We start from the raw sequence: 13242 nt of genomic DNA, 5'->3' as shown, positions 1-13242 counted from the left end.
ATATATTGATGACGGTATAATCGAAATGTTCAATTATTGTTTGATAAGCCAACGGAAAATTCTGAGCTGACTAGGTACATAGAATAGATACTCAGGATGCCACTGCACGCCAATAATAGTCTGTTCGGTCTGCCCTTCAGAAGCTTGTAGAAAACCATCGAGATCCCAACCCACAGCATGCATACCTACGCCGGTTTGCTTTACTATTTGCGAATGCAGGCTGTTAACTCGCAGTTTTTGTTTTTTACAAATTTTGGCCAACTGGCTCCGGGGCTCAATAAACACTTGTTTGGTTGGCAATAACCCGGGTCTGTTATAGGTTAGCTGTCGTAGCTCCCGAATATTCTGATTCAGTTCACCGCCCAGTACCACATTAATCAATTGCGAGCCACGACAAATACCTAACAGAGGCTTTTTTTCTTCCAGTGCCCAACGTATCCAGGCAATTTCAAGCTCATCTCTGTCGGGGTCGTATTCGCCGTCACGCTCCGGTGGTTGATTGTACTCAGATGGACTAATGTCATCGCCGCCGCCAATAATCACGGCGTCGATACCTTCGTGGTCGCAGCTGTGTCTGACACTCGCGCGCACAGGGGTTGCCCCAAGACACTTAAGAATAAGCCAGGTACACCACCAGGAAGGAGACCACCGTCTGGCGGTCCCTGTTACAACCACTCGCGGTCTTTGAGCCATTGCTGCAACCTTTCCTTCCAGTCTTTTTCTGAGACCCCTATTAGCGGGCGTTCAGCATCAGTGAATGCTTGCTTCCAGTACTCTAAAGCCTGTTCGTCGTTCGCCAGAGCATCCACTATCCACCAAATTTTCCATGGTTCGGTTAAATCCCAGTCTGGGTGTTCAAGCTGACAATTCGGTAAACGATAATGAAATGTCGGGCGGGCTTTAATCTTATTATCTTCCACCGCTTTCATAATTTTTTCTTCATTCAGAAAAGCAAACAGTGGCAGCATATCCAGCGCCCGGTTGCGGGTGGCATTATGTTCCAGATAATCATTAATCAGTTGCTCCTGGCTGACCTCCTGCTGAGAAACCAGCAAGCGAATGTAGGCTTCAGGATATTTATCAATATAAGGGCTCAGCTTTCGTGTTGTATCAACCCGGTGAGCCTCTACCAGCCACCATTGCAGCAAAGAAAATGCCTGCAAATAACGCAGCAGGGCATTTGGCTCTAACGACGGTACCTCGGGGTTAATGTGCACACCATAAGCCGCAATCCAGGACTCATCAGTGCCCTTCGCACCGGCTTCCCGTAAAGCATCGGTCACAGGAATTAACCGCTCACACTGCTCAAGAGTCAATGGCGGGCAAACAATTTCGATAGGTACCAGGTTCTCAGCTATGCTGCCTAACTCGCGCACCCAGGCAGAATTGTCTCCGCCTTCTGCTTTCGCTTTTCGCTTTAAATAGTCCCAGTCTATCTCAACTGTAAATGAACCTAGTTCATCCACTTCAACTTTTTGTTCCGCTTTAGAGACCGCAACCCGTTTCCCCGACAACTGTTGTTGCAGAACTTCGACAGTTCTCTCCAGGGTTAAACCGCTAAACTCCAGTTCGAAACCAACTCTTCGGTCTTCCCCTTCATAATTTAGCGGCTCGGTTAATGCTTTGAACAACGTTTTACTCAATAGAAAATGTCCCCGCTGGTCCCGGAAATACAACTGGGCTTTCAAAGCCATCGTTACTGACACTAGCTACACCGAAAATGTAATTATCGATCACCACATTCTCCAGTGTGTATTCGTTTACGTTACCCACATAGCGGCTGAACTGCCACTGAGGAGCACTGGTTAAACGCCAGTAAACTTTATAACCCGCAATGTTTTCTTTATCTTCCTCTTGTGCAGTCCAGCGCAGGGTTGTATCCGGTTTTACTGCACCTTCTATTTCGACATTAGCCGGCGGCCTTGGTGCCCACGACATGCTTGCCATAGAAACCGCGTTCAACGCTGTCAGTTTAGCGGCGTAGTCAAAGTCTACGCCATCGATGGTATCGCCATATTCAATGCCATCTTCCACACGAAGGTCCTGGTGCTGACGGTTATAATTTTCGTTGGTTTCCATAATACGGATACCGGCATAGCCTAAGTCATTAAAAGGTCTATGATGCCCACCACGACCAAAGCGATCTAAGCGATAAACAATCATAGTGTCTAAATTATTGATGTAACGATCGGCCACTGTATCAATGTAACGGGCTAAGTTGCGTGAAGGAGAATCCACTTCGCCACCATAAAAACGGCGCATGGTTGCTTCGCGATCCGATTCATTCATACGGGTGCCTTCAGCAAAAATACGTGCAGTAGTGTTATTAATGACTCCGTTAATGCCTTCAATGTTACCAATCATGTCATTATTAAGCACAGCGGTCAGATGCCAGCCTTCTTCTTTGGCTTTTTCGGCCAGAATTTTCCCACCAAACAGGCCTTGTTCTTCACCGGCCAGTGCCGCATAGACAATAGAACCGTCAAACTCGTACTGGGTCAGCACTCGCGCCGCTTCTAACGCGCCAGCTACACCAGAAGCATTGTCATTTGCGCCCGGAGCGTCCGAGGTATAATCCATAACATCGCTAACTCGCGAGTCGATGTCACCGGACATCATCACATAACGATTAGGGTCTGTTTTGCCACGCTGAATAGCAATAACACTTTTTACTTCCACAGGGTCGGGTATTCGCTTTTCTTCAGAGATAGTGTCGCTGACATACATCACCTCAAGACAACCACCACAAGCTTCAGATATGCGCTCGAACTCGGCAAAAATCCAGCGCCGCGCAGCACCTATACCGCGAGTATCAGATTCTGTTTCAGATAAGGTATGCCGCGTGCCGAAATCCACCAGGGTCTGAATATCGCTTTCAATGCGATCTGCCTGGGTTGCGCCGGCTATTTCATGTAACTTTTCCTGCTCTTTATAGTCAATGCCATCCTGAGCCATAACACTTAGCGGAGTGGCTAAACCAACACTTACCGCCAGTAATGAACTTGTCCACGATTTGAACATAATTGAATACCTGTTAATTAATGAGCTTGTTTCGATTATGAGGTATACAGCGGAGGATGGAAAGCCGCGCACAGGAGCAGCAGACAACAACCTTTATGGCTGCTCCGTTAGTTGTGCAAGCCCACTTAGAGTCTGAGTCACGTCTGTCAGGGTTATGACGCCGCGCAGTTGTTTAAAACTGGATTCCAGCTCTTTAGCCCGATGCGGTAAGTAGCGTTGAATATAAGACAAGTCTGTCATCAACTCGGCTGATATTTGATTCTGACAGGGCTGCCCTGCTACCAGCAGCGCAAGAAAGTTATCATCTTCATCAAGAAAGCGAATGTATTCTGCCGCCTCTTCAAAGCTGTCGTACTCGCTGATTTCTCGCCCCATAACGCCGTCTTTCTGAGTGGCCTGAGTAACTCTTAACAGTAATATACGCGGCGACAAACTGCTGTTCTCCGACACCCGACGCAATGACTTTCTTAGTTCTGAGCTCAGGCGCCGTCCGCCAAGTAAGCGTGCGTTGTTTGCTAACCAAAATTCAGTGTCATCAAACAATTTCGGTAAACCTTCAGAAATAGACATTAATGCGGCCAGTTGAGGCTCCCAGTCAACGCCGTTTTTATACAAAAACAAGGCGCTGGATAAAGCGTAACGAAACATATTCTGCTCTGCTGACGCTTCAGGACTAAGCAGTTTACAACTCAGTGCTTTAGCTCCTTTGGTCTGGTAGTCCTGTAGTACCGATAATTTCAGCTTCTCATTGGAATGTTCGCGCCAAAGAGGTGTTTTTATCGCATTCAATTCGCCGTAGCTTAACTCATCGTCTTTGCTGTAAGTGAGCGTCAGTTGATAACACCTTGCCCCGTAACCCGCCGCACGCAATGCGTTTAGCGTAGCAATTAAGCTTTTTTCTTTTTGTATAGCCTGCAGCGGCAGTAAGTACTCACGCCAGACTTTATTTATGGGCAAGCTAATACGAAACAAGGTAACTTGTCGGCGTGTTGGTTTTCTGGATTCTTGCAACTCATTTACCACAGATTGAACCCATGGTTGCTCAATAAGCTCCGCAATAAGATCTCTCTGGTGTTGCTGCCAGCTGTTCAACAGGGTTTGATTTGAGTTTGTCTGAACTAAAGCGCAGCTCGCTGAGCCAGCTTTTAGAATAATAGGCACAGCCTGAACGGCATCAAACCAGTAGCTTTCATGCCCCCGGGCTGTAACCCTCTGGGCTAAATGCTCAACATTAACTTTATAGCGACGCCGGGACTTGCTCAACATAGCCGCTAAAAACCGGCCTAGTTCGTCATCGCCAGCTTCATCCATGCGCCTTAAGCGTAAGTAAAGACAAAAGTCTTTTTCTTTGAGCCCAACTACCCGGTATTCATATTCCTGGGTTGCGTCAAACACAAAGTCGTCGCTAAGTCCTGAAAAGTAAACCTTTACGCGTGCATACTTCAAGCCGGTTAGCTGGGGATCAAAACCTAGCTTTAACTGCAGTCCATTATTAGAGATGTCCACAGTCATAGCGCTGAATTCCTGGCCATCGGCCAGCTCCATGGTCACAGCGCTGACCAGGTTAATCCGTTGCTCACAACGTTGGTACTCACGCCCGGCCACGAAACTGGCAAGCGCCTTCTCTTGTTCCTGCTGGGCTAAGGCTTTGTCTTCCGCTAACTGCTGATGCTGTGTTTTTAACGCTAATATTTGCTGTTTCGTGTCGTTTGTAAAAACGCCCTTATACAGTCGTAAGCCGTCTTCAAATAATCGTTTCGCAGCTAAATCAAAATAATGTACGCGCCCCTGAAAAGGGTAGGGTTCAATTTCGGACTGGATTTTCTTTCGAAGATCTATAACACCCAAAGCTGGTTTCGCTAACTCGGTAATGCGCATACGCGCCTGCAGCCTCTCGGGCCCGCTAAGATGTTTTGTTTTACGTTTAAACAGAGACTCAAATTGAGAGCGGTGATAATCTGTTTTAAGCTCATCAATCAGACTTTCTATTGAAGGGTCACTGCTCATAATGGGCTATTGTTCAGTATCTATATTAAGTTCAACATTTCTTTTACATTAACGCCAAGAGGATCTTCATGCAAACGCTTTTACTCGGTTACGGCGATATTGCAGACCGCGTTGCGCAACGGCTGAGCGGGCAAAACGAGCAAGTCACCGGAGTTTGCAGAACCCCGGAGAGCAAGCCGGTACGCCAGGGGGTCAATTTAGTTGCAGCAGACTTAAACAGTGAACAAGAGCTTTACCAACTGTTCCAGAATAAATGGGATAATGTTGTCATTACCCTGACTCCTGCAAAAGGCGCAGAAGATAGCTATCATCAGGGCTATGTCGTTCCCTGTCGTCACCTGCAACAGGTACTGTCGCAGCAAAGGCATCAGCCTAATATTATTTACGTTTCCAGCACCGGCGTTTACGCACAACGCGACGGCGAGTGGATTGATGAAAACAGTGCAACGGAACCGACGTCAGACTCTGGTAAAGCTCTATTACAGGCTGAATCCATTATCAATGCCTTACCGGGGCAAACCTCAATTCTTCGTTGCAGTGGTATTTACGGCGAGGGACGTGATTTTTTATTGCGTCAATTAACTCAGGGCAATGTCCAGCTTCGTGACAGCTGGACTAACCGCATACATCAGGACGATGTCGCTGGCTTTATTGTGCATTTACTTACCCAGGTTAATCAGCCCAAACCTGTTTATTTAGTTAATGACGATGAACCAGTCAAACAATACGAAGTTTATCAGTGGCTGGCTGAGCAGCTTGGAATTGAGCTGGCAGGAAACATTAATAAGAAAGTTGGTCCCAGAGGCTCTAAACGCTGTATGAACAAGGGTTTGAAAGACAGTGGTTACCAACTTCAGTATGCGAATTTTCGCGAAGGTTATGCGCCGGTTATTAAACAATGGCAGCGCTGATTGCGCTGCTCATAACTTATACGGCGTCGAAATAATCCAGCATTCCCTCGGCGGCGTTGCGTCCTTCTGCTATCGCCGTCACGACCAGATCGGCGCCGCGCACCATATCGCCACCGGCAAATATTTTCGGGTTGCTGGTTTGCATCGCAAACTCCGTGTCGCCAGTGGCCAGCACAGTGCCCCAGTTGCTTAGCTCCACTTTATGTTGTTGTAACCATTCTGGCGGGCTGGGCTGATAGCCAAAAGCAATAATCACCGCCGTTGCAGACATTATGAATTCTGAATCCGGCACAGGTTGTGGACGTCTGCGGCCATCCGCGTCCGCCGGGCCAAGTTCAGTACGCATCATTTTCACGCCGCTAACCTTACCCGAATTGTCCGTGACTACTTCCAGCGGCTGCAGGTTAAACTCAAAAGACACGCCCTCTTCGCGAGCATTCTGCACTTCTTTGCGCGACCCTGGCATATTACCTTCGTCGCGGCGATAAGCGCAGACAACCGAACTCGCTCCCTGTCTGATTGAGGTTCTGACGCAGTCCATTGCAGTATCGCCACCACCAAGCACAACCACGGTCTCGTCTTTCACATCAATAAGTGGATACTGAGACATAGGCTCATGAGCCATAAGCTTTTGTGTATTGCCAATGAGAAACGGCAAGGCAGGATAAACCCCATCTGCGTCCAGACCTTTTAGTTTTCCATCCAGCGCTTTATAAGTCCCCAGAGCTAAGAATACCGCATCATAATTGGCTTCCAGCTCAGCAAAACTGATGTCTTTACCCACTTCGACACCCAGCTTAAACTCAATACCCATGTCGGTGAATATTTCACGACGCAACGTCATGACCGCTTTATCCAGCTTAAATGGCGGAATGCCGTAGGTTAGCAGGCCTCCAATTTCCGGGTAACGATCGTAAACGACAGCTTTGACACCATTACGCGTCAATACGTCAGCACAGGCAAGACCTGCAGGCCCGGCTCCAATGACAGCAACCCGTTCCTGACGCTGAGTCACACCGCTTAAATCTGGTCGCCACCCTTGTTTAAAGGCTTCGTCGACCATTTGCTTTTCAATACTGCCAATAGTTACTGCGCCGAAACCGTCATTCAGCGTACAGGCTCCTTCACACAAACGGTCCTGCGGACATACCCGGCCACAAACCTCAGGCAGACTGTTGGTTTTATGCATCAGTTCAGCGGCTTCAATAACCCGCCCTTCATTGGCCAGCTCCAGCCACTGAGGAATATAGTTGTGAACCGGGCATTGCCACTCACAATAAGGGTTTCCGCAGTCCAGGCAACGATCTGCCTGGCCTTTTAGCTGCACGTCAGGCATTGGATCATAAACTTCTTTAAACTCAATGCGGCGCTCTTCAACCGGACGTTTCGGCGGATCAATGCGCTGCACGTCCAAAAACTGATAAATATTCTTGTTCATTACATCACCTGCACACGTAATTCTGCGGTTGACCGCGCCCGATGCCCTAAAAGCTCTTTCACATCTGCTGCTTTTGGTTTGACGATATAAAAGCTGTCCACTACTTGCTCGAAGTTGTTTAATAACTCGCGCGAGTAGTGACTTCCCGTTGCTTCGTGATGCTCATGAATTAAACCACGCAAGTGTTCCTGAATAATCGGGGTATCCACGGCAACGGCCTCAACCAATTCGTGGTTAAGCCGACGATGTAAGTCGCCGTCGCTGTCTCTTAAATAAGCAAAACCGCCGGTCATGCCGCCACCAAAGTTGATGCCGCACTCACCCAGTACCACCACAATACCGCCGGTCATATATTCACAACCATGGTCACCAATACCCTCTACCACAGCTGTCGCGCCGGAGTTACGCACCGCGAAACGTTCACCGGTACAACCGGCAGCATAAAGTTTTCCGCCAGTCGCGCCATACAAACAGGTATTGCCCATAATGACTGCTTCGTGCGTGTTATAACGACAGCCTGCTGGCGGCTTAATAGTAATTTCACCACCGGCCATACCTTTCCCAACGTAGTCGTTGGCGTCTCCGGTCAGATGAAGCTTTAAGCCTCCGGCATTCCATGCACCAAAGCTTTGTCCTGCGGTACCGATGAAACCTAAAGTAATTGGCGCAACAGCCATTCCCTGATTTCCATGCTGGCTGGCAATGTAACCCGATACACTTGCAGCAACCGAACGGTCGTCATTACGGATAGTCAAAGACCAATGACCTCCGCTGCGCTTATCGATAGACTCCTTGCACAACTCCAGCAATCGCTGGTTCAGCTGGCCCTGATCAAACGGCGGGTTCTTCTCGGTGCAATATAAAGAATGCTCTGAGCGAACCCCGGCTGACTGCAACAAGGCAATTAACTGTAACTGCTGCTGACGTTTGGTTTCACCAGTCAGCCGTTCCAGTAGGTCAACCCGGCCAATAGCGTCGGTTAACTTTTCCAGCCCCAATTGAGCGAGAATGTCACGCACCTCTTCCGCCATAAACTCAAACAGCTTCACCACACGTTCCGGCAAGCCGGAAAAATGCTCCCGCCGCAGGGTTTCATCCTGAGTGGCCACGCCTGTTGCACAGTTGTTCAAATGACAAATGCGTAAATACTTACAGCCCAGAGCAATCATAGGGGCGGTGCCAAAACCAAAGCTCTCAGCGCCTAAAATAGCCGCCTTCACAATATCCATACCGGTTTTTAAGCCGCCATCGACCTGCAACCGAATTTTGTGGCGCAAGTTATTCGCCACCAGGGCTTCGTGCACCTCAACCAAACCAAGCTCCCAGGGCGAGCCGGCATACTTGACCGAGGTCATGGGGCTAGCACCAGTTCCGCCATCGTAGCCGGACACAGTAATTAAATCGGCATACGCTTTCGCGACACCTGTAGCAATGGTGCCAATGCCAGGCGTAGAAACCAGCTTGACTGAAACTAAGGCTTTCGGATTCACCTGCTTTAAGTCAAAAATCAGCTGAGCTAAATCTTCAATGGAATAAATATCGTGATGCGGCGGCGGCGATATCAAGGTAGTACCAGCTACGGCGTATCGCAGTTGGGCAATTTCCGCAGTCACTTTTTCGCCGGGCAGTTGACCTCCCTCACCGGGTTTGGCTCCTTGCGCAACTTTTATCTGTATAACATCGGCATTAACCAAATAATGCGGCGTGACACCAAAGCGCCCCGAGGCCACTTGCTTAATTCGCGAGTTTTTTGCGTTGTTAAAGCGCTTCGGATCTTCCCCACCCTCGCCAGAATTTGAATGCCCGCCAATAGTATTCATGGCAATAGCTAAGGCTTCGTGAGCTTCGGCGCTTAACGCGCCTATCGACATAGCTGCCGTATCGAAACGCTGAAACAGGAGTTCTTTGGCTTCTACTTTTTCTTTTTTAATTTTTGCCTTTTCAGGCAATTTGATACTGAGCAAATCACGCAGGTGAGTCACCGGCCTCTCGTTAACAAACTTAGCGTAAACGTCGTAATCTCGCTGCTCGCCTGTTGCCACCGCGCGTTGCAGCGACGTCACAACATCCGGGTTATAAGCGTGGTACTCCCCACCGTGCACATATTTTAGCAAACCACCCTGAGCCAGTTTTTTTCGTGTTAACCAGGCGCGATGGAAGCTCTGCTGAAGATCCTGCTGTATATCGTCAAATCCGGTGCCATCAATGCGTGCTGGTACGTTCTCAAAGCAAAGACGACGCACATCTTCGTTCAACCCAACCGCCTCAAACAAGGAGGAGCCCCGGTAACCTGCCACGGTCGCAATACCCATTTTCGAGAGTATTTTCAGTAAGCCTTTATTCAGGCCTTTACGGTAGTTGAGCAATGCTTCTTTTATGTCCAGTTGAACTTTGCCCCGGGCGACCAGTTGCTCCACGGTTTCATACGCAAGGTAGGGATAAACCGCAGTGGCACCCATGCCTATTAACACCGCCATATGATGCGGATCACGCGCGGATGCGGTTTCAATAATAATGTTTGAATCACAGCGAAGATCATTCTTCACCAGCACTTGTTGCACCGCCCCAACGGCCATGGCTGCAGGTATCGTCAGCTGTTCCCGCTGTAAATCTCTGTCACTGAGAACCAGAATAACCGTTTGCTCATCCTTAACCGCGGTTTTTGCCTGCTCAACCAGGCTATCGATGGCTTGTTGTAAATTCTGCTGCTCTGGTTTAAAACCCAGCGACAAGGTGGTTGCCCGGTAATGTTGTTCATCAAGTTCACGTAGCTGCTTTAAATCGGTGTACATCAGGATAGGTGACTCAAATACTACCCGGTCGGCATCCCCTGATGCCTCGTTAAATACGTTATGCTCACGACCAATGATAGTGGAAAGCGACATAACATGGCGTTCACGGATAGGGTCAATAGCCGGGTTAGTCACCTGAGCAAACTGCTGCCGGAAATAGTCGTAAAGCAAACGCGGCTGCTTTGAAAGCACGGCGGTAGGTGTATCGTCCCCCATAGAACCCACTGCTTCCTGACCATCTTTCGCCAGAACACTGATAATTTGCTGTATTTCTTCTTCGGAATACAAATACGCTTTGTGAAAAACCAGCATGGTCTCGTCGTCATACAAGCGCTTACCCAGCTTGTCGGCGTGGCTGCGTTCAAACGGTATCAAGTGGCGACGGTGTTGTTCCAGCCATTGTTTATAAGGGTGACGCTGCTTGAGTTCTTCTTCAATTTGGTCGTTATACCAAATTTTGCCGGTATAGGTATCCACCGCCATCATTTGTCCCGGCCCTAAGCGGCCTTTTTCAATCACTTCCTGCTCGTCGTAATCCCAGATACCCACTTCGGAGGCAATGGTCAGAATACCCGAACGGGTCAAAACATACCGCGCCGGACGCAGACCATTTCTATCCAGACTGCAGGCCACATGCCGACCGTTACTCATAACCACGCCGGCAGGTCCATCCCAGGGCTCCATATGCAGAGAGTTAAATTCGTAAAAAGCACGCATGTCATCCGACATGGTGGCATCGCCCTGCCACGCCGGTGGGATCAGCAGGCGCATAGCCCGGAATAAATCCATGCCGCCGGCCAGCAGCAACTCCAGCATGTTGTCTAACGACGCAGAATCGGAGCCTGACAAGCCCACCAGTGGCTTTGCGTCCTGCAGGTCAGGTAGTAACGGCGTCTGAAATTTATAAGCTCTTGCCTGCGCCCACTGACGATTTCCTCGTACCGTATTAATTTCACCGTTGTGGGCAAGGAACCGAAACGGCTGAGCCAGCGGCCAACGCGGTTCCGTATTGGTCGAAAAACGTTGGTGGAAGACACAAATGGAAGTTTTCATTTGCGCATCGGCTAAATCGGTGTAATAAGCCGGCAAGTCTGCTGCCATCATCAGGCCTTTATAGACTAAGACCAGACTCGACAACGACGAAATATAGAGCTCGTCCTGATTAGGCATCAGCTTTTCTATGCGTCTGCGGGCCATATACAGACGTCTTTCTAAATCTTTTTTGCGCCAGCCCGGTGGAGCCGATACCAAAACTTGCTCGATGACCGGCTCAGAGGCTTTGGCACCTTCACCCAGTACTTTGTTGTTGACCGGAACTTTACGCCAGCCAGTGACCTCTAGAGTCTCTCGTTGAAGCTCTTGCTCAATTAAGTGGCGGGCAGATTCCCGTTTATCTTTATTGCGGCTAAAAAATACCATACCGACAGCAAATTTCTTACTTAGCTGCCAACCTTCAGTTTCTGCGTACTGACGGAAAAACTGCTCCGGCATTTGCAACAGCAAACCACAGCCATCGCCGGTTTTGCCATCGGCACCAATACCGCCGCGATGCTGCATACGGTCCAGCGCTTTTACTGCGGTGGAAATTAAACCTTGCTGAGCTTCGCCATTAATATCAGCGATAAGGCCAAAGCCGCAGTTATCACGGACATCAGCTGGATCATAAAGTCCCATGCGTATACCACTCGAATAATTATTCAATAATGCTAGATTACCATGCAGGCATTCACTTCGGTAGGCACTGGGGTTATTATTGTTATAAATATGTTGTATAGACAAAAAGTAAAAAGACCCCCGAAGGAGCCTTTTTAAATCATTTTAACGTTGCAGCAAATGCCAGCATTCGGTCAAGTGGCACCATGGCTTTTTTACCCAGAGCTTCATCGACATGAATCTCATGAGTTTCTCCACCGTTAGTCAGGGCTTCTTCTATCGCTTTTAAGCCGTTCATTGCCATCCAGGGGCAATGCGCACAGCTACGGCAAGTTGCGCCGTTACCGGCGGTAGGGGCCTCAATAAAGGTTTTATTTGGTTGCAACTGCTGCATTTTGTAAAAAATGCCTTTGTCCGTAGCCACTATGAAAGTTTCATTAGGCAATTCCTGACTCGCCTTAATAAGTTGCGAGGTAGAACCGACAGCGTCTGCCATAGCCACAATATTCTCCGGCGACTCGGGGTGCACCAGAACAGCAGCCTCCGGATGCAGCTTTTTCATGTCCTGCAGCGCTTTGGCTTTGAATTCATCATGCACAACACAAGCGCCCTGCCACAACAGCATGTCAGCTCCGGTTTCGCGTGCGATATAACCGCCTAAATGCTTATCTGGTGCCCAGAGAATTTTTTCTCCTTTAGCGTCCAGATGATCAATAAGCTCAAGCGCCATACTGGAGGTTACTACCCAGTCAGCACGAGCCTTTACCGCGGCGGAGGTGTTAGCATAAACGACAACGGTTCGATCAGGGTGTTGATCACAAAATTCAGCAAACTTCTCTGGCGGACAACCAAGATCCAAAGAGCACTCAGCTTTTAACGTTGGCATCAGTACTTGTTTATGGGGAGTAAGAATTTTAGCTGTCTCGCCCATAAAGCGAACACCGGCAACAATCAGCTTTTTCGCCGGATGGTCACGGCCAAAGCGCGCCATTTCCAAAGAATCGGCCACGCAGCCACCGGTTTCTTCGGCTAATGCCTGAATATCGGGGTCTGTGTAGTAGTGAGCCACCAATACAGCGTCTTCGTCAACCAGAAGCTGCTTAATGCGATTAACGGTCTCAACCTTCTCTTCCGCACTTAACGGTTTAGGTTTTGGAGGAAAAGTATAATCAAGGCTATCCAGAGTTTGAATCTCGGTCATGATACTACGGCTTGTTTTCCAAGTGTTCTTAATAAGTAAGGGTTATTATAGCGGAATTCAAGGCAGGCTTATAGCAAAGTCAATTTCGCCTTTCATTCTTCAATAGACTTAAGAGGTTTTGGTAATGAGATGAGCCGTGAAGTGGTGGGTTGTGCAGGATTCGAACCTGCGACCAATTGATTAAAAGTCAACTGCTCTACCAACTGAGCTAACAACCCA

General features: G+C 48.7%; 8 protein-coding genes and 1 tRNA gene. 1 reads left to right on the top strand and 8 read right to left on the bottom strand.

Annotation, left to right across the window (positions count from 1 at the left end; all coding sequences use genetic code 11):
* Window positions 1-33: 33 nt before the first annotated feature.
* The 4 genes from DET62_RS00530 to DET62_RS00515 form a co-directional block, all read right to left on the bottom strand.
* The gene (locus DET62_RS00530; RefSeq protein WP_110012722.1) at window positions 34-693 is read right to left on the bottom strand and encodes a gamma-glutamyl-gamma-aminobutyrate hydrolase family protein; all 660 of its coding nucleotides are present in this window, start codon (window positions 691-693) and stop codon (window positions 34-36) included.
* Window positions 666-1643, bottom strand: coding sequence for an amidoligase family protein (locus DET62_RS00525; protein WP_110012723.1), 978 nt, complete (start codon window positions 1641-1643; stop codon window positions 666-668). Before DET62_RS00525 ends, DET62_RS00530 begins: the two co-directional genes overlap by 28 nt.
* Window positions 1636-3021: a M28 family metallopeptidase gene (locus DET62_RS00520; protein ID WP_110012724.1), complete on the bottom strand. Its 1386-nt coding sequence runs from the start codon at window positions 3019-3021 to the stop codon at window positions 1636-1638. The genes DET62_RS00525 and DET62_RS00520 overlap by 8 nt, the downstream gene beginning before the upstream one ends.
* 93 nt (window positions 3022-3114) lie before the next feature.
* Window positions 3115-5028 carry a PilZ domain-containing protein gene (locus tag DET62_RS00515; protein WP_034819870.1) on the bottom strand — a complete coding sequence of 638 codons (1914 nt, stop codon included), beginning with the start codon at window positions 5026-5028 and terminating at the stop codon, window positions 3115-3117.
* A 68-nt stretch (window positions 5029-5096) separates the two neighbouring features.
* Here DET62_RS00515 and DET62_RS00510 point away from each other — a divergent pair, with 68 nt between their 5' ends.
* A complete protein-coding gene (locus DET62_RS00510) occupies window positions 5097-5939 on the top strand; it encodes an SDR family oxidoreductase (protein ID WP_011234324.1) in 843 nt (280 codons plus the stop codon).
* 16 nt (window positions 5940-5955) lie between these two features.
* Here DET62_RS00510 and DET62_RS00505 read toward each other — a convergent pair whose 3' ends face one another.
* From DET62_RS00505 to DET62_RS00490, 4 genes are all read right to left on the bottom strand, one after another.
* The gene (locus DET62_RS00505; RefSeq protein ID WP_110012725.1) at window positions 5956-7377 is read right to left on the bottom strand and encodes an FAD-dependent oxidoreductase; all 1422 of its coding nucleotides are present in this window, start codon (window positions 7375-7377) and stop codon (window positions 5956-5958) included.
* Window positions 7377-11843, bottom strand: coding sequence for a glutamate synthase large subunit (gene gltB / locus DET62_RS00500; protein WP_110012726.1), 4467 nt, complete (start codon window positions 11841-11843; stop codon window positions 7377-7379). Before gltB ends, DET62_RS00505 begins: the two co-directional genes overlap by 1 nt.
* A 139-nt stretch (window positions 11844-11982) precedes the next feature.
* Window positions 11983-13023 carry a quinolinate synthase NadA gene (nadA, locus tag DET62_RS00495; RefSeq protein ID WP_110012727.1) on the bottom strand — a complete coding sequence of 347 codons (1041 nt, stop codon included), beginning with the start codon at window positions 13021-13023 and terminating at the stop codon, window positions 11983-11985.
* A 142-nt stretch (window positions 13024-13165) separates the two neighbouring features.
* Window positions 13166-13241 (bottom strand) — tRNA-Lys (locus tag DET62_RS00490).
* Window position 13242 lies beyond the last annotated feature (1 nt).

The sequence above is a fragment of the Idiomarina sp. H2 genome, assembly GCF_004364275.1.
In the GTDB taxonomy this organism is placed as follows: domain Bacteria; phylum Pseudomonadota; class Gammaproteobacteria; order Enterobacterales; family Alteromonadaceae; genus Idiomarina; species Idiomarina loihiensis.
The sequence above is the reverse complement of the archived record's forward strand: the minus strand, read 5'-3'. Positions and strand labels throughout refer to the sequence as shown.